The sequence below is a fragment of the Cytobacillus gottheilii genome (genome assembly GCF_900166665.1).
Classification (GTDB): Bacteria; Bacillota; Bacilli; order Bacillales; family Cytobacillaceae; genus Cytobacillus; species Cytobacillus gottheilii_A.
Window position 1 is genome coordinate 1,771,767 of sequence record NZ_LT800494.1, and the last position, 25,580, is coordinate 1,797,346.

General features: G+C 39.0%; 22 protein-coding genes and 1 pseudogene. 15 read left to right on the plus strand and 8 right to left on the minus strand.

Going from position 1 to position 25,580, the window contains the following annotated elements; genetic code table 11:
* The first annotated feature begins 167 nt into the window (after positions 1–167).
* The 4 genes from asnS to B7E07_RS08670 all read left to right on the plus strand — a co-directional run bounded on the left by asnS (position 168) and on the right by B7E07_RS08670 (position 3,523).
* Complete coding sequence (asnS, locus tag B7E07_RS08655) at positions 168–1,460, plus strand: asparagine--tRNA ligase (RefSeq protein ID WP_176215291.1); 1,293 nt, start codon at positions 168–170, stop codon at positions 1,458–1,460.
* A gap of 134 nt (positions 1,461–1,594) precedes the next feature.
* Entirely contained in the window at positions 1,595–2,302 is a 708-nt protein-coding gene (locus tag B7E07_RS08660; protein WP_080845487.1) for a DnaD domain-containing protein, read from the plus strand.
* A gap of 29 nt (positions 2,303–2,331) precedes the next feature.
* Positions 2,332–2,991 (plus strand): endonuclease III, encoded by a 660-nt coding sequence (nth, locus tag B7E07_RS08665; RefSeq protein WP_080845488.1) that lies wholly within the window; start codon positions 2,332–2,334, stop codon positions 2,989–2,991.
* Positions 2,984–3,523: a YpoC family protein gene (locus B7E07_RS08670; RefSeq protein ID WP_139785596.1), complete on the plus strand. Its 540-nt coding sequence runs from the start codon at positions 2,984–2,986 to the stop codon at positions 3,521–3,523. Before nth ends, B7E07_RS08670 begins: the two co-directional genes overlap by 8 nt.
* Positions 3,524–4,025: 502 nt before the next feature.
* On the opposite strand, the gene B7E07_RS08675 is transcribed toward B7E07_RS08670, so the two are convergent.
* Entirely contained in the window at positions 4,026–5,249 is a 1,224-nt protein-coding gene (locus B7E07_RS08675; protein ID WP_080845490.1) for an IS110 family RNA-guided transposase, read from the minus strand.
* 262 nt (positions 5,250–5,511) lie between these two features.
* Between B7E07_RS08675 and B7E07_RS23580 the strand changes: the two are divergent.
* Positions 5,512–5,784 (plus strand): annotated as a pseudogene (locus B7E07_RS23580) (YpoC family protein); the annotation flags it as partial.
* Between the two features lie 502 nt (positions 5,785–6,286).
* Here B7E07_RS23580 and B7E07_RS08685 read toward each other — a convergent pair.
* From B7E07_RS08685 to recU, 3 genes are all read right to left on the minus strand, one after another.
* The gene (locus B7E07_RS08685) at positions 6,287–7,510 is read right to left on the minus strand and encodes an IS110 family RNA-guided transposase (RefSeq protein WP_080845490.1); all 1,224 of its coding nucleotides are present in this window, start codon (positions 7,508–7,510) and stop codon (positions 6,287–6,289) included.
* A 257-nt stretch (positions 7,511–7,767) separates the two neighbouring features.
* The gene (locus tag B7E07_RS08690) at positions 7,768–10,452 is read right to left on the minus strand and encodes a penicillin-binding protein 1A (RefSeq protein ID WP_080845492.1); all 2,685 of its coding nucleotides are present in this window, start codon (positions 10,450–10,452) and stop codon (positions 7,768–7,770) included.
* Between the two features lie 140 nt (positions 10,453–10,592).
* A complete protein-coding gene (gene recU, locus B7E07_RS08700) occupies positions 10,593–11,207 on the minus strand; it encodes a Holliday junction resolvase RecU (RefSeq protein WP_080845494.1) in 615 nt (204 codons plus the stop codon).
* Positions 11,208–11,324: 117 nt separating this feature from the next.
* Here recU and B7E07_RS08705 point away from each other — a divergent pair, with 117 nt between their 5' ends.
* The 3 genes from B7E07_RS08705 to B7E07_RS08715 all read left to right on the plus strand — a co-directional run bounded on the left by B7E07_RS08705 (position 11,325) and on the right by B7E07_RS08715 (position 13,782).
* Positions 11,325–12,329: a DUF2515 family protein gene (locus tag B7E07_RS08705; RefSeq protein WP_139785598.1), complete on the plus strand. Its 1,005-nt coding sequence runs from the start codon at positions 11,325–11,327 to the stop codon at positions 12,327–12,329.
* A gap of 441 nt (positions 12,330–12,770) precedes the next feature.
* Complete coding sequence (locus B7E07_RS08710) at positions 12,771–13,025, plus strand: hypothetical protein (RefSeq protein ID WP_080845495.1); 255 nt, start codon at positions 12,771–12,773, stop codon at positions 13,023–13,025.
* A gap of 391 nt (positions 13,026–13,416) precedes the next feature.
* Positions 13,417–13,782, plus strand: coding sequence for a YppE family protein (locus B7E07_RS08715; protein ID WP_257391418.1), 366 nt, complete (start codon positions 13,417–13,419; stop codon positions 13,780–13,782).
* 130 nt (positions 13,783–13,912) lie between these two features.
* Here the strand turns inward: B7E07_RS08715 and yppF are convergent, their stop codons facing one another.
* Positions 13,913–14,128 (minus strand): YppF family protein, encoded by a 216-nt coding sequence (gene yppF, locus B7E07_RS08720; RefSeq protein ID WP_373886048.1) that lies wholly within the window; start codon positions 14,126–14,128, stop codon positions 13,913–13,915.
* A 256-nt stretch (positions 14,129–14,384) separates the two neighbouring features.
* Between yppF and B7E07_RS24425 the strand changes: the two genes are divergently transcribed.
* From B7E07_RS24425 to B7E07_RS08735, 3 genes are all read left to right on the plus strand, one after another.
* Positions 14,385–14,957 carry a YppG family protein gene (locus B7E07_RS24425; protein ID WP_257391419.1) on the plus strand — a complete coding sequence of 191 codons (573 nt, stop codon included), beginning with the start codon at positions 14,385–14,387 and terminating at the stop codon, positions 14,955–14,957.
* Between the two features lie 243 nt (positions 14,958–15,200).
* Positions 15,201–16,064 (plus strand): ABC transporter permease subunit, encoded by an 864-nt coding sequence (locus B7E07_RS08730; RefSeq protein WP_080845496.1) that lies wholly within the window; start codon positions 15,201–15,203, stop codon positions 16,062–16,064.
* Complete coding sequence (locus B7E07_RS08735; RefSeq protein ID WP_080845497.1) at positions 16,057–17,118, plus strand: ABC transporter permease; 1,062 nt, start codon at positions 16,057–16,059, stop codon at positions 17,116–17,118. The genes B7E07_RS08730 and B7E07_RS08735 overlap by 8 nt, the downstream gene beginning before the upstream one ends.
* A gap of 308 nt (positions 17,119–17,426) precedes the next feature.
* On the opposite strand, the gene B7E07_RS08740 is transcribed toward B7E07_RS08735, so the two are convergent.
* Positions 17,427–17,888, minus strand: coding sequence for an Hsp20/alpha crystallin family protein (locus B7E07_RS08740; RefSeq protein ID WP_080845498.1), 462 nt, complete (start codon positions 17,886–17,888; stop codon positions 17,427–17,429).
* Positions 17,889–18,136: 248 nt separating this feature from the next.
* Here B7E07_RS08740 and hcp point away from each other — a divergent pair, with 248 nt between their 5' ends.
* A complete protein-coding gene (hcp, locus tag B7E07_RS08745; protein WP_080845499.1) occupies positions 18,137–19,429 on the plus strand; it encodes a hydroxylamine reductase in 1,293 nt (430 codons plus the stop codon).
* A gap of 145 nt (positions 19,430–19,574) precedes the next feature.
* A complete protein-coding gene (locus B7E07_RS08750; protein WP_373886070.1) occupies positions 19,575–20,417 on the plus strand; it encodes a pentapeptide repeat-containing protein in 843 nt (280 codons plus the stop codon).
* A gap of 543 nt (positions 20,418–20,960) precedes the next feature.
* On the opposite strand, the gene B7E07_RS08755 is transcribed toward B7E07_RS08750, so the two are convergent.
* Together B7E07_RS08755 and B7E07_RS23900 are read right to left on the minus strand one after the other, a co-directional pair.
* Positions 20,961–21,638, minus strand: a complete 678-nt coding sequence (locus tag B7E07_RS08755) for a Crp/Fnr family transcriptional regulator (RefSeq protein WP_080845500.1) — start codon at positions 21,636–21,638, stop codon at positions 20,961–20,963.
* Entirely contained in the window at positions 21,623–21,865 is a 243-nt protein-coding gene (locus B7E07_RS23900; RefSeq protein WP_080845501.1) for a hypothetical protein, read from the minus strand. Before B7E07_RS23900 ends, B7E07_RS08755 begins: the two co-directional genes overlap by 16 nt.
* Before the next feature lie 106 nt (positions 21,866–21,971).
* Between B7E07_RS23900 and B7E07_RS08765 the strand changes: the two genes are divergently transcribed.
* Positions 21,972–24,257, plus strand: a complete 2,286-nt coding sequence (locus B7E07_RS08765; RefSeq protein ID WP_080845502.1) for a DEAD/DEAH box helicase — start codon at positions 21,972–21,974, stop codon at positions 24,255–24,257.
* Positions 24,247–25,527 carry a ribonuclease H-like domain-containing protein gene (locus B7E07_RS08770; RefSeq protein ID WP_080845503.1) on the plus strand — a complete coding sequence of 427 codons (1,281 nt, stop codon included), beginning with the start codon at positions 24,247–24,249 and terminating at the stop codon, positions 25,525–25,527. The genes B7E07_RS08765 and B7E07_RS08770 overlap by 11 nt, the downstream gene beginning before the upstream one ends.
* Positions 25,528–25,580 lie beyond the last annotated feature (53 nt).

Consider the following 25,580-nt stretch of genomic DNA (forward strand, 5'->3'; position numbering starts at 1 on the left):
AAGCCCGCCATAAGCTAGAAATGGTTTATGGCGGGAATCTTGTAAATAGCAAGGCTAAAGACAGGTAATCACAGGCTGAACTGAGCAAAGCATTGCTTGAGTTCACTGCGAAAGGTATAATATATTACGATACATAAGAGCGTTTCGTTTTGGAGGGAACATTAGTGATAAAAACAACAATATCAGAAGTGTACAAGCACGTAGAAAAAGAAGTTAAAATTGGCGCTTGGATTGCGAACAAACGGTCCAGCGGTAAAATAGCATTTTTACAGCTTCGCGATGGATCTGGATTTATTCAAGGGGTTGTCGTGAAAGCGGATGTAGCTGAGGAAGTATTCCAAACAGCTAAAACGGTTACACAAGAATCATCTGTTTATGTAACAGGTGTTGTCCAAAAGGATGAGCGTTCTCCATTAGGATTTGAGTTGCTTGTCACAGGTGTTGAAGTATTACATAACGCAGTGGATTATCCGATTACTCCTAAAGAGCATGGCACAGAATTCTTAATGGATAACCGTCATTTATGGCTGCGTTCACGCAGACAGCATGCGGTAATGAAGGTTCGTAATGAAATTATTCGAGCGACTTATGAATTCTTTAATGAAAATGGCTTCTCAAAAGTGGATCCGCCTATTTTAACTGGCAGTGCACCTGAGGGAACGTCTGAACTATTCGCAACAAAATATTTCGATGAAGACGCCTATCTTTCTCAAAGCGGCCAATTGTATATGGAAGCCGCAGCAATGGCATTAGGAAAGGTTTTTTCTTTTGGACCAACCTTCCGTGCGGAAAAATCAAAAACTCGACGTCATTTAATTGAATTCTGGATGATTGAACCAGAGATGGCCTTCACTGAATTTGATGAAAACCTTGAAGTGCAGGAACAATATGTAGCATATATTGTACAAGCTGTTCTAAAGAATTGTCAGCTGGAACTAAAAACATTAGGACGCGACACAGAGAAGCTTGAAAAGATTACAGCTCCATTCCCGCGTATCACTTATGATGATGCGATTAAATTCTTGCAGGAAAAAGGCTTTGATGATATTGAATGGGGAGACGATTTCGGCGCTCCACATGAAACGGCTATAGCTGAAAGCTACGATAAGCCTGTTTTTATTACACATTATCCAACTTCGCTAAAACCATTTTATATGCAGCCTGATCCAAACAGAGATGATGTTGTATTATGTGCAGATTTGATTGCTCCAGAAGGATATGGAGAAATTATTGGGGGATCTGAAAGGATTCATGATTTTGAATTGCTGAAACAGCGTTTAGAAGAGCATAACCTTGAAATGGATGCCTACAAATGGTATCTAGAGCTCCGTCAATACGGTTCAGTTCCGCATTCAGGTTTTGGTCTCGGCTTAGAAAGAACAGTAGCTTGGATCAGCGGCGTGGAGCATGTGCGCGAAAGCATTCCATTCCCGCGTTTATTAAACCGTTTATATCCATAATCCACATAGACAAAATGAAAATCCGCCAATGCGGATTTTTCATTTTTTACAGACCTTACTGAAAAAACTTACCTATATTTCTAACAACCAGTATGTAAATCTTCGTGATATACTAATAGGGAGGTGTCCTATTCATGGCAAAAGAACATTTAATTAAATGGCTTCAGGAAGGAAATATAACTATTCCTGCTGTCTTGCTTTCCAATTATAAGGATTTAAATTTGAACGAATGTGAATTAGTGTTAATGCTCCAAGTTATAGCTTATATCGAAAAAGGAAATGATTTTCCTACCCCTGTTGAGTTATCCTCTAGAATGACGATTTCCGTTTCAGAATGTACAGATCAATTAAGGAAACTCATTCAAAAGGGCTGCATAGAAATAAAAGATGAAATTTCAAAAGATGGAATCCGTTATGAAAAATATGATATAGAACCTCTTTGGGGAAAGCTTATTGAGCTTTTTCTGCAGAAAGAGAAAAGAGATAGCCATCTTAAACATCAGCAGGATGAAACAGATCTATATACTTGTTTTGAACGAGAATTTGGTCGTCCGTTATCTCCTTTTGAAATTGAGTCTCTAACGTTATGGCTTGATGATGATCATCATGATCCTCATATTATTAAAGCAGCTTTAAGAGAAGCAGTTATGTCCGGAAAGCTTAATTTCAGATATATTGATCGCATATTATTTGAATGGAAGCGAAATGGCATTAAAACGATTGAACAAGCGAAAAGCTATGGGAAAAAGTTTAGACAAAACCAGCAGCAGACAAGCCGCCAAGAAAAAGATTCTTCCGTACAAGCTAAATCAGTCCCATTTTACAACTGGCTTGAGCAATAGCGTATAAAGAAATTGAAGTGGTGAGAGTTATGTTAAATAAAACTGAAATAAGATACTGTCTGAATACATTTGGTGAAATGTTTCCAGAAGCTCATTGCGAACTTGTCCATGAAAATCCATTTGAATTGGTAATAGCTGTCGCGCTTTCTGCACAGTGTACCGATGTACTTGTGAACAAAGTGACAAAAAGCTTATTTAAGAAATACAAAACCCCTGAAGATTATTTGGAGGTTTCCTTAGAGGAACTGCAGCAGGATATCCGCTCGATTGGATTGTATCGCAATAAAGCTAAAAATATTCAAAAGTTATGCCGAATGTTAATTGATGATTATAATGGGGTCGTGCCTAAGACGAGAGATGAGCTTGTTAAGCTTCCTGGTGTTGGCAGAAAAACAGCCAATGTCGTCATGTCTGTAGCATTTGGAGTACCCGCGATTGCAGTTGATACGCATGTAGAGAGAGTGAGCAAAAGGTTAGCTTTTTGCAGATGGAAAGACTCTGTACTCGAAGTCGAAAAAACATTGATGAGGAAGATTCCAAAGGAAGAATGGTCGGATACGCATCACCGTCTGATTTTCTTTGGCCGTTATCATTGCAAGGCTCAAAACCCGCAATGCCCGCAATGTCCTTTACTGGAGATGTGTCGCGAGGGTAAAAAGAGAATGAAAGCAGCACGAGCAAGTGGCTGAAAGAATGGTTGAAATACCGCATCGATTTTGTCACCCTGTTGTATATAAAAAAGGAACGATCATTTCTGTTGTGAGAGACAAGACAACAGATTTGAGGGTTCCTTTTTTGGCGGATATTTTGTACATGGAAGGATTAACGGATCGCTTTCCTCCAGATCATGCTGCTAGGGATATTCCAGTCATGCTTAATCAATGGACATCCATTAAAGAAATACTGGCTGATAAGTTTGAACAGCGCCAGCTAAATGGAGCAGAAGAAGAGATGAGATTCGGAATTGCCTTTGCTATTCAATGGATTCATTGGATGAATGGAAAAACAGTAGATATGGAGAATATCCAGCATTTTGATCAATGGAAAGTACACCCAGTCAATTGCTCGGAAAGAATTCAATTTATCCTGTCAAGACCTGTCTTATATCATTCATATGTTCAGCTTTGTGAATTAATAGAAGAGTTGGAAAAACAATTCTATAAACTCATAGCTATAAAAGGAATTAGAAAAGCACCTTCTGCAGTGAATAAAGAGGATTGATAGATACACAAAGGAAAAAAGAGGCTGGGACAAAACGAAACTACTATTTGTAAAACACGAATGTTCATTTTCAAGGTTAACGTGTTTACACAAGCCCGTTCCATTGCGCTCCAGACCCTCGCTTTCCGTTGGGAGGAAGCTGAGCCTCCTCGGAGCAAGCTCCTGCGGGGTCTCACCTTTTCCTCTATTGCCCAAAGGAGTCGAGTGTCCTCCGCTCCATTTCACTCATGCTAATAAAACACATTTTATAATCGTAAAAAAACCGAATGATTAGAAAGATGACTTCCTAACCATTCGGTTCTATGAGAGTGTTAAATACTTATGTCCCAGCCTCTTTCTTACCTCCAGTCAATAGTTTTTTTAAAAATTATTTGCTCGAGGTTATGTTTTTTGTCTAGCAGGGGGACAGCCCTCTAGTAAATAAATCATGTGTATGACAAAAAGACCTAACGAGTTTACTTTTTTTCGCAAGGCCATTGTGCTATAGTTTAATTATCCTTACTTACGATTTTTGAGCTGGTAGTGCGGACTCATAGTCGTATAATATGCCGTGTGTAATAAGATGAAATGCGACTTTCAAAAACTTATTCATACACGCTACAATCGCAACCTTATGGGGCTTACCTTGAGGTTGCTTTTTTAGTTTGTAGTAATAGTCAACGAGATGATTAGGCACTTTTTTTCTCATAAGCATTGTTTTCATCATAAAGAAAAGAATCTTTCTTAATTTCTTATTCCCTCGCTTATTGATACGATCTTGATAATGTGTATTCCCAGATTGATACCGCATGATATCGATCCCAACATAAGCGTTTATTTGCTTCGAGTTTTTAAAGCGTCTAATATCACCTAGCTCCCCAATTAATCGGCATGCCGTTGCGTCACCAATTCCAGGAATAGAACGTAAAATCTTAAACTCCTTTCTTTTCATAGATAGCTCAGCCATTTGTCTAATGAGCTGTTCCTTTTTGTCCTTTAAATCCGCAATCCGACGTGCGTAATCTCTTACCTGCTCACAGCGAATGTCACTGGATTCAATTGCCGGATACGAATGTTGTGCAGCTTCAAGTAAAACAATGGCTTTTTTCTCAGCACGTTCTGCAGATAAGTTCTTTTGTGTATTCCTCTTTAAGTTATTTTTGATGACTGTTTTTGAATGGGCCAACAATAATGCCGGATGTGGGTACAGCTGGACAAAATTTAAAAACAGAGCTGATTTAGGTGTAATTAGCCGTTCCAATTCTGGAAATGATAATTGTAAAATTGCATGCATTCGGCTGCGTAAGTAGGTCATCTCTTCAGCTGTTTCATCATAATACCGTGTTATTGCACGCATTTGTTCATAATACTCATCTTGCGTATAGGTTTTCTCGCGTTCCATTTTAAAATGTGATTTGGCAAGTTCGTGTGCATCATTGATATCTGTTTTATGGCGACGCATTGTAGCCATTTGTAAGTTCGCTTCTAGTGGATTCATTCGGTAATAGGTATAACCGTAATCACAAAGGAACTTTTCTATCGGTTTTGAATACACGCCTGTTGCTTCAAACACGATTTCAGGTTGTTCCCCATCGAGAGAAGATAGCTCCTCAATACGACTTTGAAGGCGTTCAAAATCAGCACGTGTATGATGTATTTCTCCTTCAAATTCACAGCGCTTATAACGGTTGTAAATGACAAAATGACTTTTGCCTTTACTTATATCTAAAGCGATGACATGTTGCATAAAACCTTCTCCTTTTTAGCCAATCATAGAAGTCTTCACATTGCCTTACCGATTCCATTTTCTTATACACGATCTCTATGGACCCAACATACTAAACTGATTCAAATAAGGGTGTGAAGTTGGTCTGTTTTTAATACGGACTCTTATGTGGCCCCAGAGGCTGTTCGACCTTCCTTCACTTCTACTATATAAAAATAGTAGCACAAACCATGGCCTTGGTCTGTGCTACTAATCTTAGTATGTTTNAAATGGAGCAGAAGAAGAGATGAGATTCGGAATTGCCTTTGCTATTCAATGGATTCATTGGATGAATGGAAAAACAGTAGATATGGAGAATATCCAGCATTTTGATCAATGGAAAGTACACCCAGTCAATTGCTCGGAAAGAATTCAATTTATCCTGTCAAGACCTGTCTTATATCATTCATATGTTCAGCTTTGTGAATTAATAGAAGAGTTGGAAAAACAATTCTATAAACTCATAGCTATAAAAGGAATTAGAAAAGCACCTTCTGCAGTGAATAAAGAGGATTGATAGATACACAAAGGAAAAAAGAGGCTGGGACAAAACGAAACTACTATTTGTAAAACACGAATGTTCATTTTCAAGGTTAACGTGTTTACACAAGCCCGTTCCATTGCGCTCCAGACCCTCGCTTTCCGTTGGGAGGAAGCTGAGCCTCCTCGGAGCAAGCTCCTGCGGGGTCTCACCTTTTCCTCTATTGCCCAAAGGAGTCGAGTGTCCTCCGCTCCATTTCACTCATGCTAATAAAACACATTTTATAATCGTAAAAAAACCGAATGATTAGAAAGATGACTTCCTAACCATTCGGTTCTATGAGAGTGTTAAATACTTATGTCCCAGCCTCTTTCTTACCTCCAGTCAATAGTTTTTTTAAAAATTATTTGCTCGAGGTTATGTTTTTTGTCTAGCAGGGGGACAGCCCTCTAGTAAATAAATCATGTGTATGACAAAAAGACCTAACGAGTTTACTTTTTTTCGCAAGGCCATTGTGCTATAGTTTAATTATCCTTACTTACGATTTTTGAGCTGGTAGTGCGGACTCATAGTCGTATAATATGCCGTGTGTAATAAGATGAAATGCGACTTTCAAAAACTTATTCATACACGCTACAATCGCAACCTTATGGGGCTTACCTTGAGGTTGCTTTTTTAGTTTGTAGTAATAGTCAACGAGATGATTAGGCACTTTTTTTCTCATAAGCATTGTTTTCATCATAAAGAAAAGAATCTTTCTTAATTTCTTATTCCCTCGCTTATTGATACGATCTTGATAATGTGTATTCCCAGATTGATACCGCATGATATCGATCCCAACATAAGCGTTTATTTGCTTCGAGTTTTTAAAGCGTCTAATATCACCTAGCTCCCCAATTAATCGGCATGCCGTTGCGTCACCAATTCCAGGAATAGAACGTAAAATCTTAAACTCCTTTCTTTTCATAGATAGCTCAGCCATTTGTCTAATGAGCTGTTCCTTTTTGTCCTTTAAATCCGCAATCCGACGTGCGTAATCTCTTACCTGCTCACAGCGAATGTCACTGGATTCAATTGCCGGATACGAATGTTGTGCAGCTTCAAGTAAAACAATGGCTTTTTTCTCAGCACGTTCTGCAGATAAGTTCTTTTGTGTATTCCTCTTTAAGTTATTTTTGATGACTGTTTTTGAATGGGCCAACAATAATGCCGGATGTGGGTACAGCTGGACAAAATTTAAAAACAGAGCTGATTTAGGTGTAATTAGCCGTTCCAATTCTGGAAATGATAATTGTAAAATTGCATGCATTCGGCTGCGTAAGTAGGTCATCTCTTCAGCTGTTTCATCATAATACCGTGTTATTGCACGCATTTGTTCATAATACTCATCTTGCGTATAGGTTTTCTCGCGTTCCATTTTAAAATGTGATTTGGCAAGTTCGTGTGCATCATTGATATCTGTTTTATGGCGACGCATTGTAGCCATTTGTAAGTTCGCTTCTAGTGGATTCATTCGGTAATAGGTATAACCGTAATCACAAAGGAACTTTTCTATCGGTTTTGAATACACGCCTGTTGCTTCAAACACGATTTCAGGTTGTTCCCCATCGAGAGAAGATAGCTCCTCAATACGACTTTGAAGGCGTTCAAAATCAGCACGTGTATGATGTATTTCTCCTTCAAATTCACAGCGCTTATAACGGTTGTAAATGACAAAATGACTTTTGCCTTTACTTATATCTAAAGCGATGACATGTTGCATAAAACCTTCTCCTTTTTAGCCAATCATAGAAGTCTTCACATTGCCTTACCGATTCCATTTTCTTATACACGATCTCTATGGACCCAACATACTAAACTGATTCAAATAAGGGTGTGAAGTTGGTCTGTTTTTAATACGGACTCTTATGTGGCCCCAGAGGCTGTTCGACCTTCCTTCACTTCTACTATATAAAAATAGTAGCACAAACCATGGCCTTGGTCTGTGCTACTAATCTTAGTATGTTTTTAAAATACGGATTATTGTCCACCACGGTTATTGCTTCCTTGCTGGTTGTTGGAGCCGCTATTATCTCCTCCACCTGAGTTGCCGGTGTTTTCGCCACCTTCATTTCCGGCTCCATCTTCTGATCCATTTTGGTCTTCTTCACCATTACCGGATCCTTCTTCATTCTCATCTTCATTTCCCGATTCATTGCCGTTCCCATTGCCATTTCCATTCCCATTTCCATTCCCATTGCCATTTCCATTCCCATTACCGTTCCCATTGCCGTTACCTGGGTTTTCCCCATTTTGATCACCAGGATTTTCACCTTCATCTTCTGAACCCTGATCATTTTCATTTGTTTCGGCTTGTGGAATTTCAATGCTGGTAGCAGCCGGGTCACTTTGCAGCGACTCACGTATTGCTCTGACCGTGAAACGATAAATCGAGCCAGGTTCAATGTCTTGAAGTGTTAATGATGTGTCGGATATGGTACCGATCTGCTGTTCTGCACCTTCATTTAATGATACGCGTATATCAAATTCCACACCTTCCAGCTCTTCTGGATAGGTCCAAGACACATTTATCTGATTTGTTTCAGCGTCATACTGAGCGTCAAGTCCGCTAGGTGCATCCAGTTTCTCGAATTTATCAGATACCTCATTTGGTGCCGAACCTTTTACAGCATATTCATAAATAATTTGATTTTCCGGAGTGAAATCACTTGCACGTTTAGCAGGATTGCTTCCTTTTTCAATGGCAACACGTTCCACACTGCTCGGTTGTTCAAAATCAGGCGTTTCAATTCCTTCTGACACATAGCTCATAATATTTCTGAACAGCTGCTGTGCAATTCTTTGGTCATTGCCCGCTTTAATAAAGTTCTTTCGTTCTGTATATCCAGTCCAGATCGCAGCAGTATAATTGGTTGTATAACCTGCAAACCATGCGTCTGGAACTCCGCCATTTGTGACCCCGTATTCACTGATCTCTTGAGCCGTATAGTTTGTAGTACCTGTTTTTCCTGCTACAGGCAAACCAGAGACGTTTGCTTCACGACCTGTACCATATGAAGAATTGACTACACTTTTCAGCATATCGCTTATCATAAATGCCGTATAATCTTTCATCACAACTTCGGATTCAGGTTTTAAATCAATTTTTGTTCCGTCACGCATCTCAATTTCTTTCACAGAATATGGTTCTGTATAGAATCCATTATTGCCAAAAGCACTATATGCTCCTGCCATCTGCAACGGTGAAACCTCAAAGGCACCTATTGAATAAGATTCTAGCATCGTTTCAATTGGAATGCCGAGATTATTTGCAAATTCCTTTGATTGATCAAGACCAACTTCCTGTAATGCCTTTAAGGCAGGAATATTACGAGAGCGGGCAAGTGCTTCACGCATGGACATTGGCCCAAGGTGGCGGTTATCCCAGTTATTAATGGCAGTGCCGCCTGAATACGTGTATGGCTCATCTACAATGGTTTCATATGTGCCCCATTGTTTATATTCAATAACAGGTCCATAATCCACGATCGGTTTAAATGTTGAGCCAGCATGCCTTCTCAAATCGACGGCATAGTTAAATCCGCGTTTGACTTCCAGATTTCTGCCGCCGCCAATTGCTTTAATTTGCCCAGTTTTCGTATCCAGCAATGTGATTCCTGCCTGGAATTCGTCATCTGGATATTGGATAACGTCATTTCCATTCAGCAATCCTTCAACATGCTTCTGTGCATTTACATCAAGTGTCGTGTAAATTTTTAAGCCGTCAGAGAAAATATCTAAATCAGGATATTTGTCTTCCACTTCATCAATCACAACATCAACAAATGAATCATAAGGCATGTCATCTGTTTCCCGCTGGTCCTCTGGTACAAGAGAGCTTTCAACAGGTATTTCCTGTGCTGCTTTCATCTCTTGTTCGTTAATAAAACCATGCTGGTTCATTAATGAAAGAACAATGTTTCGGCGCTGTTCAGCGCGATCTGGATGTTTAAATGGATTGTAATTTTCAGGACTTTGCGGCATTCCTGCCAATAATGCCGCTTCATGAAGTTCTAGCTCATTTAAGTCTTTGTTAAAATAAATTCTTGATGCTGTCAGAACACCATGGCTGCCTTGTGACATCCAAATTTTATTTACATACATCTCAAAGATTTCTTGTTTTGTATATTTGCGCTCCAGCTGAAATGCCAGCCATGCTTCTTGAGCTTTACGGCTAATCGTCTTTTCATTATTTAAAAATGAATTTTTGACAACCTGCTGGGTGATGGTACTTGCACCCTCAGAGCCAAAGCCATCTGTAACGTTGGCAATTACAGCTCCGCCTAAACGGATTAAGTCCATGCCGTTATGTTTATAGAAGCGGACATCCTCTGTTGCAAGAAATGCATTTTCAACTAAATCAGGAATATCCTCGTAATTCACATAGTCCAATTTTCCAGATCCAACCTTAGCAATTGTATTACCTTCGCTATCGAAAATTTCAGAAGGTATTGGATCTTTTAAGGCGGATTCATCAAGTGGAGGTGTATCCTTTACCATAAATGCAAAAGTAGCAGCACCAGCAATCATGCCCACAATACCAAGGACAACTAAAGCGAGAAAGATCCTCTTAAATATGTTTTTTGGATTCTTTTTGCCCTTGTTTTTTGGCTTGGAGGTAAGCCCTTTGCGACGTTCCTCCCTAGATTGGAATTTTTCTGCCATATATGTTCATCCTTTCTTACAAAAGCCGAATGTTTTTCATAAGAATATTAAAAATGTTGATCGTTATCTTATGGCCCTGTTTGCACCTTTTAACTCTAATGCTCTCAGTGCGAAGCTAGGCGTATTAGCTTTTCTTCCTATTAAAGGTTATAAATATAATCTATTATTTTAATATAGTCAATTGTCGGGTGAAAACCAAGCGGAATGGATTGACCTATTTCCTCGATTTCTTCTTTTTTAATCGATTTTCTTCCTCCATTTAACATTCTGTCCCAAAATCCTAGTAAATAGGTGGCGTCTAGAAAGAATACTTCGTTTGTTTGAGAGAAACGAAGCAGCACAAAACAAATTCCGTTTTGATCTAAAACTTTCTTCATATGAATAATTTGGTGTTCATGAAAGTTTTTTAATGGAAATGAAGTTGTATTTTGTGTTTCTTTAGCCTCAAAATCAATGTATTTCCCTTTGTAAACACCGTTATAATCCGTCGTAGATGCTTGCTTAAAGTATGCTTCTTTAATAACGGCTGCGCTTCGTTTAGGATAGTCGACCTGAACAATTTGAAGAGGTGTTGGTTTTTTGTGAATGCACGCAATTCCATGTGCTAAATAGTATTCATTTGATTGATTAATATCTTCCTCCAATGTCATTCCTCTGTTGCTATAAGACCATTTTTTTTCTTTATGAGCTAAAGGTTTCGCCGTTTTTTTTGCAGCTGGCACATATCGTTTCCCATTAGGATAATGAAAGCTCATTGTTGATCACCTCACAAACTACTACCTATCATACCAAATGTGCAGTAGGTTTGGGTGAATAAATAGCACTATTAAGCAAACGCTAAACACATAAACCAAACATCAGGAGGGAAAGTTTTGCTGATCAATGGAAACTCAGCCTTGGATCTAACAGATCATGAGATCATTCGGATCATAAAAAACCAAACGGATCGCTGGAACCTGGATAATATTTCAAGAACCAATGCTTACTTGAATTACTATCTTCAGCACCAAGACATGCAGTGGGCTTTTCTGGCCAGTATGGTTTCCCGCAATGCAGGCTGGAATATGTGCGATTTAGAAGGTGACCTTTTCACTGACCTGCTGAGTGCAACTTTTCGAGTCAGATTGTTTTTAACTTATGAAAGAGCAAATTGGCTTATATTTCAAGATGCATACCCACAACTCCTCCTCTATCATTATTCGACGAAAATAGGGAAGCCTTTGTTTCATTTATTGCGAAATTTTCATGTATCTTCCTTTATGGAGGAGGAATGGATGCTGTATTGGCACCATTCTAATAAGCTGAGATTGATGACCTCATTAATTATTAATGAACAAAATGTCATTCAAAGACCTGTTATTGAATATGGTGTATATCGGGAAAAAGTTTTTGACTCTATCCTCTTTTCTTTACAGGATTGGTTTCATTTCAGTGTTGTCCTATTTCCTACCATTAGGGGAGAGCTGTATGGAGCTAGTGTACACGGATTTAAAGCACCAAGTAACCGAATTGAATTAGGGAAAAACCTGGCTTCTATTTTGTTCAGCCCTGAACAGTACGACAATTTTCTTGATTTTGCACTAAGAACAGAACATACAGGTTCTAGGTACGATTATGAAAGATATATTCCCTATATGTCTAATCGGAAAACGCCGATGCTGAGACTGACGTTTCCGTTTGTAGAACATCATCGGCATCAATACGAGGACTGGAGAAAAACTACGGTGGTAAAGGCGAAATGGGGCAGAGAAATTGTAAAAGGTGCATCTTCAAAATCATTAACAGAATGGTATTTCTCTAAACAAAACCAGCTTGAATTTGCACATGCTTGCAAAAAAATCATGTTTCCCTTTTTGAGCAGGCAAAGAAAGAGATGATTTTCACTTGTTATCAAAAAAAGCAAGGAGGAATGTTCTCCTTGCTGCTTTGGTGATAGGCGATTATGTAGAGGGACGGTCTGGGCCTTCTAATTTTTTGTCGCCGTATCCTGCTTTTTGTTCATTTAATTTTTTGGGCTGGGTTTTATTTTGCTTTTCTTGTTTTGCCATTGTCTTACACCTCCGTTTATAGCTTTATAAGGTTGTTTAATTGTATGACTAATTACATGGATGAACAGGGACTCATCATCCGTCATCGATATTATTTTGTGCAAGTCCTCTTTTTTCATACGCGGAATCTGTGTCGAAATTAAAAGGCTGATCTTGGAGGATTAGTTCTTTCTTTGCCGAATCAGTTCTAGTTTTGTCATGGTGCAAGGATTTAAAAGATAATCAACGAAAACTAATAGTCTAAGGTTAAAGTAATTGGAGGGTTAATTAATGAACAAAAATGATATGGTAAAAGAAGAGCTCCTCACAATGCTTTCTGAAATTTGTGGACAGCTGGATGAACTTGAAGGACTTTTAGAAAAAAATGCAGCTCGTACACGTGAAAAATTAATGAACCAACAAGCTGAGCACATGATCTCCTCTTATGAGAAGATGAATGACCTTGAAGAAAAACTGAATACAAACACAGCCGACCAAACAGCATTCGCAAACCACCGCAGCCTAAAACTTGAACTTGGCTACTAATTTGCATAGAATAAGGTTTATATTGTAAGTTGGCTGGACATAAGAATTCAACAGATGATATAACTGAACGAATATGAAGGACTTTAATAGCGGTCTTATAAGCTTATACGCTTCTGAATTGAATACGACTCTTAAAACGCGTGAAATGGAGCGGAGGGTACTCGACTCCTGTGGGAAATAGAGGAAAGGATGAGACCCCGCAGGCTTGCCGAGGAGGCTCAGCTTCCTCCCCGAGGAAAGCGAGTGTCCGTAGCGCAATGGAACATACTTGTTCTTATAGCTATCTGGTTTTCAACATGAATGTATTGAAACAGCATGTTGAGAAGACTCTTCATTAAAAAATGATTTTTTGGGATATGTAACAGCCGCTTTCTCGTGGAGTGATTATATAGTGGAAATACAAAGGCTTTTGCAGCAAACAGAGAAACTTATTGAATATGTCAACAGAGCAGATGAAAAATATAAGGAAATTAAAATTAGCGGAGAAAAAGGCGACTTTTATACAGAAGTAAAACCTTTTGCGGACGAAGTTAAAGAAGTAAATGATGAATGGAAACAAACGGTCATTCAATGGATTCAAACAGAAAGACCAAAAAACATTCATGAACAGCAAATTGACTCATGTCATGAACATATTGAAATCATTTCCATTCAATCGTTTTTCCCTGAGACAAGCAGAACTAGATTTAAAAATTTAGTGAGTTCATCCATCTATGTTCTTCAAACCATTGTACTGGCATTAGACAATGAAGATTGAGTCGTAAGGAGCAAAACCAATTATATAACCGAATGATTAGAAATTCCCTCTAATCATTCGGTTTTTTTGTTGCGATTGAATATAGGAATGGTTAATTCAACATACAGCCTATTTACTCTATAGAATGAACTTAATTAGAACCAATGAGGGGATTGTCCTCCAGCTGGTTAGGAAGTTTTGCACCCTGTGCTTCAAGCTCCCGCACAAGATTTCGATACACATCAATTGAAATTTCATTTTGAATATACGCTCTTTTTGAGAAATCTAATAATTCATTGACATGCTCAGGATCACAATCCCGAAGCTGTTGATATTTCTGTTTTAGCTCGTGAATATTCATCATCATTTTTGATGCCCTCCTCAAAGTCTATTACGCATATTAGATGTCCCTGCGCAGGTCTTGATGACTGTACAGGTTTTCTTTATGGTAACACGGAATAAAAATTTCCATCGTTTTTACAAAATTTAAACTTCCGACAAAAAACATCATTATCTGACAGGCTCGCGGTGATACATAAGCAAATAATTTTGACTGATTATCACCAGCTGGGCAGGTTCATCATATTTTGTAGTATAGAAACAATAAAGGAGGATGTCTGCCTATGTTTGGACGAAAAAGGCAAATGGTCCAATACCCTCAGCACCGAACAGTATGGAATCATGTTAATCCATATGCACCTTCAGCTTTTGATATGTCTCAGAGCAGACAATCAAATCATCAGTCCTATAATCAGCAAGCATTTTATGGAGGTATGAACCCTTACTTAACCTCATTTCAGCAGCAGCAGTCCCCGATATTTCAGCAAAATGGATATGATATGCAAAATTATGGCGGAATGGGCTATCTGCCATCGGGGCAGGGATATTATCAAAATCATCAAGCAATGATGAATAATAATACCAGCATTTTTCAAAATCCCCTTGATCTGCCGCAAGAGAACAGTTATCAGAATCAGAACTATCATATGCAGCAAAACCCTTATCAAAATCCGTATCCAAAACAGTCTTTCATCCAAAAGAAGCCTTCAGGTGTTCAATCGATTATGAATTCCTTTAAAGGGCAGGACGGTTCGCTCGATTTTAATAAGATGATGGATACAGCAGGACAAATGATGAATGCAGTAAGTCAAGTTTCAAATATGGTTAAAGGTGTTGGCGGAATGTTTAAAGTGTAATAGAAAAGCAAAAGTCCCGATGAGGGGCTTTTTTTATAGAGCTAAAATAACAAGTGAATGTTTCAGTTTGAACAACAAGAGTGCAGATGTTTTTTAAAAAATGGATCGATGGTAAACATTGTTTTTGAAATTTTAATCAGCACGCTCTCTCTAAGAAAAGAAAGTATAATGGAAAATTTATATTGACAATTATTTTAGAATAGTGAAAAAATACATAAAGGAATGTCATTAGGAGGAAAAGGTATGTGGCGGGTTGCTCAGCAGGTTATCATTATTTTGCTTCTCATTATTTTCTTGGCATCTTTCCCAATGATGATTTTGGTGGATTCAGAGAGCCAAGCGATCAAACTAAATATTCAGCAGTTGCCTGAAGTTTATGGGCAGTTTTTGACAGAATTATCAAGAGGCAGTTTAGGTACATATCAGCTTGGTTATCAGGAACGATCGATAGCAGCAGATATAGGAGATAATTTTTTTACTAGTTTTTCAATTATGCTCATAGGTGTGAATGCAGCGGTTATTATTAGTATTATTTTTGGCATTTTTATCAGCAGATTTAAAATTACGAGAGTTTTTAGTGCTGTTATAAATATATTAGCAGCGATACCTGACTTTATCATTATTCTTATATCTATGATTTTAGCAGTCAATTTTTATAAAATGACAGGCATACGAATCATTTCAATGAGACCGGAATCCGGTGCTCTTAATCTTTGGTTTCCCATTATTCTTGTTGGATTTGCGCCAACACTCTATTTATTTAAACTGATCGCGGTGAAATATTACCAAACAGGAGGAGAAGATTATATTCGCACCGCTGTAGCCAAGGGGATGGGCCTGAATTATATCAATTTCCAGCATGTGTTTAAAAACATAGAACCATTCATTGCTGCAGAGCTTGTAAAAGTGATCTCTCTAGGTATTGGGAATCTATTCATAATTGAATATTTATTAAATGTGCCAGGCATCACGAAATTTATTTTCCAAAGTGCAGAAATTCAGCCTATTGCTATTGGATTAATATGTATGCTGGTTATTTCTTTAATCGTGTTTATGTCTGTGAAGCTTGTATTCTTATTATTTAAAAGAGGTTTTATCTATGAATAAATTAAAGACCATTAATTACTCTTATTACCTGGGCTTAATCTTAGTAGCTGTTATCTTGTTTTTATGTATGTTTGGACCGTTCATGACACCTCATTCTTTGACTGTTACATTGGAAACACAGTATCGGGACGGCAAGGTTCTGGCCCCGCCGCTTGAGCCATTTGAAAACACAGACTTCCTCTTTGGTACAGATCGCTGGGGATACGATCTTCTCTCTATGATCCTTTTTGGCATCCGGTATACGGTCTTTATTGCTCTCGCGGTTACGGTGATAAAAATGCTGGCAGGGACATTAATTGGTTTGTATGCAGGAACAATGAAAAAAACGCCCACAATTATTACAGCTTTTGAGAAGGCGTGGAGCTATATTCCGTTATTTTTAATTCTTTATTTTTTTCTCATGCCCATCACTGTTAACAGTGTACTTGAATCAAGTACTCTAGTCGTTTATTTTATTTTAGTTGCGGCGATTATCAGTATTCCAAGTGTTGCATCCTCAGTCAGACTGAAGACGATGGAAGTACATAAATCGACTTATATAGAGGCTGCGAGAACCCTAGGTGCAAAGAAAAACAGACTGATCTGGAAGCATATATTTCCGCAGCTGAAGGAATCGCTATTGGTGATGTTCATTTTGGAAGTTGTGTATGTTATTACGATTATGGGGCAGCTGGCTTTAATGAACATTTTTGTTGGCGGTACTATTATGCGCTTTGATCCGACCATTTATTTATCCGTTACAAAAGAGCTGGCGGGGCTTGTAGGACAGGCACAAGGCAATATTTATGGCAATACTCATATTTTATATGTCCCTCTTGCTGTATTGCTTTTTACAACGATTTCCTTTAGTTTACTTGCAAACGGCTTGAAGAATAAATTTCAGTCAGATTACCAGCGAACTCCTTGGATTAAGACCGGACAGGATCCGCGGGTTCGTCCAGCTAGAAAGCAGTATGGCTCACAGAGCTGGAAAAGTGTTACCGTTAATAAAATTATATTTTCTATTCTATTGCTGTTCTTTGCAGGAGCAGGAGCGTATGTATATTTAACATAGGGTTTGTCAGGAAAGACATTCCAATGATGAAATTCAGCTTAAATGATAAGGATTGAAGAATTACTGTTTCTTCTAAACTAGTTATTTCAGTCACTGTCACGTTAAAAGTAAATAAGTATGTAATTCAATCCAGCCAACCAAGAACAGGCTCAAAGATGAATAGGCTATATGTGACCTGCATGAAATATGCAGCCATATAACCTTGTATGGACAAATATTGCACAACAACTTATGTTGCGTTATTTTCATATCGCGGTTTGCTTTCGTGGTTGCGTTCGGTTCATCAAGCATTTGTCAGTAATACTTACTCATTCGTCTTCTAGTAAAATGGTTTTTCCTTTTTGTTTAGGAACTTTAATTTGCAGGAGACCATTTGTATAGCTTGCTTTTACTTTTTTTTCATTGATTGGCTGCGGAAGCGGAATGGTTCTGCTTGAACGCTGGAATGATTGCTGCCTCCTTGTAATTTGTCTATTCTCATCCTCATCAGTGATGCTATCTAACTTGTTTACAGTAATGGTAATGTAGTTATCAAGTACATCGAGCTGTATTTGTTCTTTGTTTACACCTGGAAGCTCTGCTGAAATGATATGGTAATCATCTTTCTCTGATACTTCCACATGGAATTGTGCAGCAGGAAATGGATTCTTAAAAAAGTCATCCATCGTTTGTAAAAATCCTCTAACAGGCTTTTCGTGGAATAATTGATTCATTGATTTCATAATGTCGCCAAAAGGTTCATTGCGATCTTTCTTTTTGTTATCGCTCATACAGTCAGATGCCCTCCCTTGCAGTTAATTCATCTTATCGTATGCAGGAAGCCTGGGAATGGTTCAAAGCAATTGAAGATTATGAACAGTTTGTGACAATACGCTATCAAGTGATTTACGTCACTATATGCATATTGAAATCCCGATAAGCTAAGTAAATAATGCAAGTAGCGATCGTTCTATTAAGGCTAATGGAATGTACGCGGTATTTGGGTGTGCTATTTACAATATAGAGGGGGATGAAGGAAATGTTCTGTCATCAATGTGAACAAACACCAGCAGGCGGCTGTAAAATCATTGGAGTTTGTGGAAAAGATGAAACCATTGCAAGTTTGCAGGATACCATTATATTTGCGCTGAAAGGGATTGCGGCTTACCGGACGCACGCGAATCAGCTTGGCTGCACCGACCCTTTTGTAGACACAGTTACACATGAAGCACTCTATATGACTTTAACGAATTCAAATTTTAATGTTCAAGAGCATATAGATATGGCAATGAAGGTAGGTCAGTCCGCTGTTCGTGTCATGGAAATGCTTGATGAAGCTCATACCAAAAAATTAGGCATTCCAGAGCCTATTAAGGTGTCACAAAATAAAATAGAAGGAAAATGCATTGTGGTTACAGGGCATAACTTATATGCATTAGAAGAACTGCTTAAACAAACAGAAGGATTAGGCATTAATATATACACACATTCGGAAATGCTTCCCGCTCATGGCTACCCTGCCCTAAAGAAATTTCCCCATCTTAAAGGGAATATTGGGAAAGCTTGGTATGATCAGCGAAGACTATTTGAAAAATTCCCTGGTGCTATTTTAGCAACCACCAACTGTGTGATGCCGATTAAAGGCTCATATGCAGATCGAATGTTCACATATGAGGTGGCAGGGCTTGAAAATGTTCAAAAAATTGAAGGTGACGATTTCAGTGCACTTATAAAAAGAGCACTGGAATTGCCTGAAGCAGCGATAGATTCCGATGAAACACTTTTAACCGGTTTCCACCATGAAACGGTTTTAGGCTTGGCACCAGAAGTGATAGCAGCAGTGAAGGAAGGGAAAATAAAGAGGTTTTTTGTGATAGCAGGCTGTGATGCTCCAGGAAAAGGCGGAGAATATTATCGTGAGTTAGCAACATCGCTGCCGCCTGAAACAGTTATTCTGACAACCTCCTGTGGGAAATTCCGATTTAATGATGTCGATTATGGGACAGTACCTGGTACAGATATTCCAAGATATATCGATTTAGGGCAGTGCAATAACTCCGGTTCCACAGTGAAAATTGCCCTAGCTTTAGCAGAAGCATTTGAATGTGAAGTAAATGAATTGCCAGTAAGCATTGTGCTGTCCTGGTTTGAACAAAAAGCAGTGGCGATTCTTTTAGGGCTTTTCAGCTTAGGTATTCAAGATATCCGCATTGGACCAAAACCGCCAGAATTTATTTCTGACGGAGTAATGAATGTTCTCCAGGAAACATTTGGCTTAAAGTTAATTGGAACTGCACAAGAGGATATGGAGGAAATGTTGAAACTATCATAAAAGGAGATAGGCTGGAATCTTAAATGGTTTCAGCTTTTTCAATTTTCGTTTTTAAATGCAAGCAGATTCGGTCTTTAACAACCAAAAATATGTTAATATGGTAATAGAAAAACAGTTTGGGATGATCAGGGAGAAGTGGCGAAATTTGACAGATAGAACAGTTTTAAATGATGCAGCAGAAAAAGAATATAAAGCAGATTGTTTGACTTGCTTTGGGCTTTGCTGTGTAGCATTGCCATATGCAAAGTCAGCTGACTTTGCTTACAATAAAGATGCAGGCACGCCTTGCCGGAATTTGCAGGGTGATTTTTTGTGCAGTATTCACGAAAATTTACGAGGAAGCAAGTTTCGGGGCTGTGCCGTATATGAATGTTTTGGAGCAGGTCAAAAAGTTTCACAAGTGACATTTGGAGGAAGGGACTGGAGGCAAAATCAAGAGCTTGCAGATGAAATGTTTCAAGTGTTTCCGATCATGCAGCAGCTTCATGAAATGCTAATGTATGTTACGGAGGCTTTATCTTTTACAGAAAATCGCTCACTGCATTCCTCCTTGCTAGAAGTTCAGTCTGAAACAGAAAGTATCACTTTTTTAGCCCCGAAAGAATTGCTGAAAATAAATATAGATGAACATCGTGCTGAAGTGAATGAACTGCTGCTGAAATCAAGCAAGATGGTGCGCTCTAAATTTCTGCCCAAAGATGGACAAGAGCAGCAGGTTAGAGGGATGGAGTTTATTGGTGCCAAGCTGGCAGGCAAAAAATTTAGAGGCAAGAGTTTCCGTGGAGCCCTATTAATTGCTGCTGATTTAAGAAATGCTGACCTTCGCATGACAGATATGATTGGTGCTGATCTTCGTGATGCAGATCTCAGTGGAGCAAATCTAACAGGCAGTTTCTTTCTTACACAGGCACAGTTGAATGCTGCAATTGGCAATAAACAAACCCTGCTGCCGAAAGGACTTGAAATGCCTGAACATTGGAGGCGTTAATTGGGAAGATGTGAGTTTCTCGTTAACATAAAAAGGGCAGGGGCGTGGTTAAGCCCGGAAGCTGGAGAATCTAGCAGAGCTGGGTAGTTAAAAAGGAAAGTAAACGACCGAAGCCGGAGAATCTAGTAGAGCTGGGTGGTTAAAAAGGAAAATAAACGACCGAAGCCGGAGAATCTGGCAGAGCTGGGTGGTTAAAAAGGAAAATAAACGACCGAAGCCGGAGAATCTAGCAGAGCTGGGTAGTTAAAAAGCAAAGTAAACGACCGAAGCCGGAGAATCTAGGAGAGCTGGGTGGTTAAAAAGGAAAATAAACGACCGAAGCCGGAGAATCTAGCAGAGCTGGGTGGTTAAAAAGGAAAGTAAACGACCGAAGCCGGAGAATCTAGCAGAGCTGGGTAGTTAAAAAGGAAAGTAAACGACCAAAGCCGGAGAATTTAGCAGAGCTGGGTGGTTAAAAAGGAAGGTTACCCCCGCCCAAAAAGGTCGATCCAGCGGAGATCGGTCGTTTATACATAAAAACCTCACTCTCACAAATCCATAGCATTAATCCATTGCTGCAAGGAGTCGATCTGGTTCTATTATAATTCCGCCGGTGTTATGTTCTAAAATGATCTCTTCTCTTTTCATTTTGGTTAACGTTCTGCTTATGGTTTCTCTAGATGTGCCAATCATTTGAGCGATTTCCTTATTTGTCATTTTTAATTTCAGCAGGTACATCCCTTTATCGATCATTTTTCCTTCTTTTTTGGCGAGCATGATCAGCAGTTTTACAAGCTGCATATTCGAATTATCCAAAACTTGCGCTTCCAGTCTTTCCTGAAGGTCAACTATTTTTTCTCCCAGCACCTTCAGCATTTTGACCGCAAGCTCGGGATTTGTTGTTAATATTTTTTCGAATTTTGCATTGGGTACGACAATTAGCTGAGCTGCTTCAATGACCTCTGCAAAGGCTGGATACTCTCCTCCTCTAAAAAAACCAACATGAGGAAACATATCTCCTGCTTTTAGCATATTTACAATTTGTTCCTTCCCGCCGCTATCACATTTATAAATTTTAATGCGTCCTCTTTTAATAAAATATACATTCTCCAGTTGCTCACCTTGCATAAAAACATGACTGCCTTTATTCCATTCTCTTATGATTGAAATCTCGTTAATTTTATTAAGTTCATTTGCATCAAGCTGTTTAAAAACCGAAAATTGAGTCAGAAAATCTTCCATCTCATTTCACTTCCTTTTCGCGGAGCCCTGGCAGCCTGGTGATCTATTTGCTCAAGGTGGTTTCCCCTATAGTTAGCATAACAAAAATGACTGAGGTAAGAAGCTGGACTTTTGTCTATTAAATGAACTTTTAATGTAGCAATAAAATGTCCTTTCACTGTAACTAAGCAGGCATGAATAACGGAAATGGTCAAAGTAATCCCCAAACCAGATGGTCTTTTATCCATACTGTAAAACAGCTCCTGCTTTTCCTGCTGGAAATAAAATTTTTATGTTAAGCTCTTTTGCAACGAACGTTTATTCGCTAAAATAGATGGAAGAGGGGTGAGTGTTATGAAACTCAAGAAAAGTTTGCAGGATATTTTAAGAGATTTAAATTCTTCGAGTCAATTCAATGAAAATATTGTTCATTGGAAAACGATTGAGGAGAAGGAAGCAAAGACCGCCCACCTTCCAAATGATTTGCATCCATCACTTCAAAAGGCATTGCAGGAACGTGGGATTTCAAATTTATATACACATCAAAAATCAGCATATGATGCTGTGATGCAAGGAAAAAGTATTGTTGCGGTGACCCCGACTGCATCTGGTAAAACACTATGCTATAACCTGCCTGTGCTTCAGACGATTATAAATGACGATCATGCAAGAGCTTTGTATATGTTTCCGACAAAGGCACTCGCACAAGATCAGAAAACAGAAATAAATGAATTGATTGCTGGAACAGGCTTAAATATAAACAGTTATACATATGACGGAGATACGTCTCCAGGGATCCGGCAAAAGGTACGAAAAGCAGGACATGTTGTTATTACGAATCCAGATATGCTGCATAGTGCCATTTTGCCTCATCATACAAAATGGGTTTCTCTGTTTGAAAACCTTAAATATGTGGTTATTGATGAGCTGCATATTTATCGCGGAGTTTTTGGAAGTCATGTAGCCAATGTGATTAGACGGCTGAAGAGGATTTGCCGTTTTTATGGAAGCGATCCTATTTTTATATGTACCTCTGCAACGATAGCCAATCCTCAGGAACTTGCCGAAGAGCTGACTGAAAATAAAGTTCAGCTTATTGATAATAATGGAGCGCCAAGCGGCAAGAAACATTTTGTTTTTTATAATCCGCCTGTTGTGAACATCCCGCTTAATATAAGGCGAAGTGCAACACTGGAGGTTCGAAAGCTGGCTGGAACACTGCTGCAGAATAAAATACAAACCATCGTCTTTGCAAGAAGCCGGGTAAGAGTAGAAATATTGCTAACGTACCTGCAGGAACTGGTAAAGCATAAGCTTGGTCCTAAAGCGATTAGAGGGTATCGTGGCGGATATTTGCCAACGGAGAGAAGAGAAATAGAGAAAGGCTTACGTTCTGGAGATATTTATGGTGTGGTCAGCACAAATGCACTTGAACTTGGAGTGGATATTGGTCAGCTGCAGGTTTGCATCATGACAGGATATCCCGGTTCCATTGCCAGTTCATGGCAGCAGGCTGGTCGAGCAGGCAGAAGACATGAAGAGTCGCTGGTCATCATGGTGGCAAGCTCTAGTCCGCTAGATCAGTTTGTGATCAGCAATCCAGATTACTTTTTTAGTAAAAGTCCTGAAACGGCTCGTATTCATGCTAACAATCTTGTGATATTAATTGATCACATGAAATGCGCTGCTTTTGAACTGCCTTTCAAACTCGGCGACACTTTTGGCAGCTTTGAAGCAGATGAGGTTCTTGACTATTTAGCGGAAGAACGTGTACTGCATCAAAATGGAGATAAATTTTATTGGATGAATGATGCTTTTCCTGCTCATAATGTCAGTCTCCGTTCAGCATCTCAGGAAAATGTCGTGATTATTGATCAAAGCGATATTGCCAATGTCAGGGTAATCGGCGAAATGGACCGTTTTTCAGCGATGACCTTGCTTCACGATGAGGCTATTTATTTGCATCAGGGCAGACAATTCCAAGTAGAGCTTCTTGATTGGGAGGAAAAGAAGGCGTTTGTTAGAGAAGTGAACGCTGATTACTTTACGGATGCAAATCTTGCTGTAGAGCTTAAGGTGCTTGAACAGGACAAATCCAGAAATGGAGGATATGGCGAGATTGGTTACGGCGATGTAAGTGTCAGAGCCATGGCAACTATCTTCAAAAAAATAAAATTTGAAACCCATGAAAACATTGGATCAGGGCCAATTACGCTTCCAGAGGAAGAGCTTCACACGAATGCAGCCTGGATTTCATTGCAGGAGGACTTGTTTCAAAGCGATCAAAATCGTCTTGAACAGAGCTTGATCGGGCTCGCGCATGCTATTAAACATATTGTACCGTTATTTGTTATGTGTGACCCGCAGGATGTACATGTTGTGCCGCAGGTAAAGGCAACTCATAATCAGCTTCCTGTCGTCTTTTTTTACGATCGTTATCCTGGCGGTGTTGGATTAAGTGAAAAAATCTACGACAATATCGAACAAATCATGAACGAAACGAAGGGACTTATAACAAGATGTCAATGTGAAAGCGGATGTCCTTCATGTATTGGGATGGATATAACGTCTTCCTCTGCAAAAATGGATGTGCTAACCCTTATCCAAACGGTTCAATTGGGTGAAAAATATGAGCCTTAAAAATAAACTAAATAGACTTAAACCTCATCTTGGTGCAGGTCAGTCTCAAAAAGAGCCTGTAAAGATGGCTCATCAACATGCTGAGGATGAAATTCCATTTCAATCGGAATGGCAAGAAGCGGGATTTAAGCCTTTTTATTTTGATCAATCCTATTGCCTTGTCAGAGAGAAAAGATATCATCTCAAAGAAAAACATGGTACGTATTCTCTGTATGAATTTATAGATGCAGTTAAGGCCTGGAACCAGTCAGAAATAAATCATCCATTGTCGGCTGCTGGCCATAAGCCAAGTGATCTTTTCTTTTTTGATACAGAGACGACAGGACTAGGCGGCGGGGCAGGGAACACGATCTTTTTGCTGGGGCATGCTAGCATAGCGGGAGATGAAGTAATCGTTAAACAGCATGTTCTCCCTCATCCAGGTGCGGAGGTCGCTTTGTATCAAAGCTTTTTAACAAGTGTTGATTATACAACCATGGTGACATATAACGGGAAGGCATTTGACTGGCCGCAAGTGAAAACACGTCACACTTTAATTCGTGATCAGGTGCCTAAGCTGCCTCCTTTTGGTCATTTTGATTTATATCATGGTGCAAGAAGATTATGGAAGCATCAGCTGGAACGCATGAAGCTATCTATAGTAGAAAAAGACATTCTTGGAATTCAGCGTCAAGATGACATTCCTGGTTACCTGGCTCCGATGATCTACTATGATTTTCTGGAAAGTAAAAACCCAGAAGGCATGCTGGGCATTATTCGCCATAATGAAATAGATATTTTATCTTTAATTAGCTTATATACTCACCTATCGTTTCAGCTGCTTCATTTTGAAAGAGAGCAAACAGCCCAAACAGCATATGAAACAGGCAGATGGTATGCTTCACTTGGAGAAACAACTGCGGCAGAATCTGCATTTAAACAGCTGCTTGAAGGCGATTCACCGGAAAAGTATAAAGCAAAGCATGAATTAGCCAAGCAGTATAAAAAGGATGGAAAGATACAGGAGGCTTTGCCGCTTTGGAGAGAAGTTGCAGAGTTTGGCGAGCTTAAACAAAAATTTGCAGCGTGTATTGAATTGGCAAAGTACTATGAACATAAAGAGAAACAATACACAGAAGCAAGCCATTATGCACATAAAGCCAATATGCTATTAAGTGCAAATCAGCAATTCCACATCGCTAATAATGAAAACATTCAAAAGCGTCTTAACCGCCTGGAAGCAAAAATGTTGAAAAGGCAATCGGCATTTAACTCACCGGACAAAAAATGACAATTTTCTTTCATTATCCACAATTTCCTAGTTGTCTGTACATCTATATGGCT

Excerpts from the sequence above, each read along its gene's own strand:
- B7E07_RS08730 (WP_080845496.1), top strand. The coding sequence starts at position 15,201 with ATGTGGCGGGTTGCTCAGCAGGTTATCATTATTTTGCTTCTCATTATT.
- B7E07_RS08710 (WP_080845495.1), top strand. The coding sequence starts at position 12,771 with ATGAACAAAAATGATATGGTAAAAGAAGAGCTCCTCACAATGCTTTCT.
- B7E07_RS08675 (WP_080845490.1), bottom strand. The coding sequence starts at position 5,249 with ATGCAACATGTCATCGCTTTAGATATAAGTAAAGGCAAAAGTCATTTT.
- B7E07_RS08770 (WP_080845503.1), top strand. The coding sequence starts at position 24,247 with ATGAGCCTTAAAAATAAACTAAATAGACTTAAACCTCATCTTGGTGCA.
- nth (WP_080845488.1), top strand. The coding sequence starts at position 2,332 with ATGTTAAATAAAACTGAAATAAGATACTGTCTGAATACATTTGGTGAA.
- B7E07_RS08740 (WP_080845498.1), bottom strand. The coding sequence starts at position 17,888 with ATGAGCGATAACAAAAAGAAAGATCGCAATGAACCTTTTGGCGACATT.
- B7E07_RS24425 (WP_257391419.1), top strand. The coding sequence starts at position 14,385 with ATGTTTGGACGAAAAAGGCAAATGGTCCAATACCCTCAGCACCGAACA.
- B7E07_RS08755 (WP_080845500.1), bottom strand. The coding sequence starts at position 21,638 with ATGGAAGATTTTCTGACTCAATTTTCGGTTTTTAAACAGCTTGATGCA.
- B7E07_RS08735 (WP_080845497.1), top strand. The coding sequence starts at position 16,057 with ATGAATAAATTAAAGACCATTAATTACTCTTATTACCTGGGCTTAATC.
- recU (WP_080845494.1), bottom strand. The coding sequence starts at position 11,207 with ATGAGCTTTCATTATCCTAATGGGAAACGATATGTGCCAGCTGCAAAA.
- B7E07_RS08690 (WP_080845492.1), bottom strand. The coding sequence starts at position 10,452 with ATGGCAGAAAAATTCCAATCTAGGGAGGAACGTCGCAAAGGGCTTACC.
- hcp (WP_080845499.1), top strand. The coding sequence starts at position 18,137 with ATGTTCTGTCATCAATGTGAACAAACACCAGCAGGCGGCTGTAAAATC.
- B7E07_RS08765 (WP_080845502.1), top strand. The coding sequence starts at position 21,972 with ATGAAACTCAAGAAAAGTTTGCAGGATATTTTAAGAGATTTAAATTCT.
- B7E07_RS08685 (WP_080845490.1), bottom strand. The coding sequence starts at position 7,510 with ATGCAACATGTCATCGCTTTAGATATAAGTAAAGGCAAAAGTCATTTT.
- yppF (WP_373886048.1), bottom strand. The coding sequence starts at position 14,128 with ATGATGATGAATATTCACGAGCTAAAACAGAAATATCAACAGCTTCGG.
- B7E07_RS23900 (WP_080845501.1), bottom strand. The coding sequence starts at position 21,865 with ATGGATAAAAGACCATCTGGTTTGGGGATTACTTTGACCATTTCCGTT.
- B7E07_RS08660 (WP_080845487.1), top strand. The coding sequence starts at position 1,595 with ATGGCAAAAGAACATTTAATTAAATGGCTTCAGGAAGGAAATATAACT.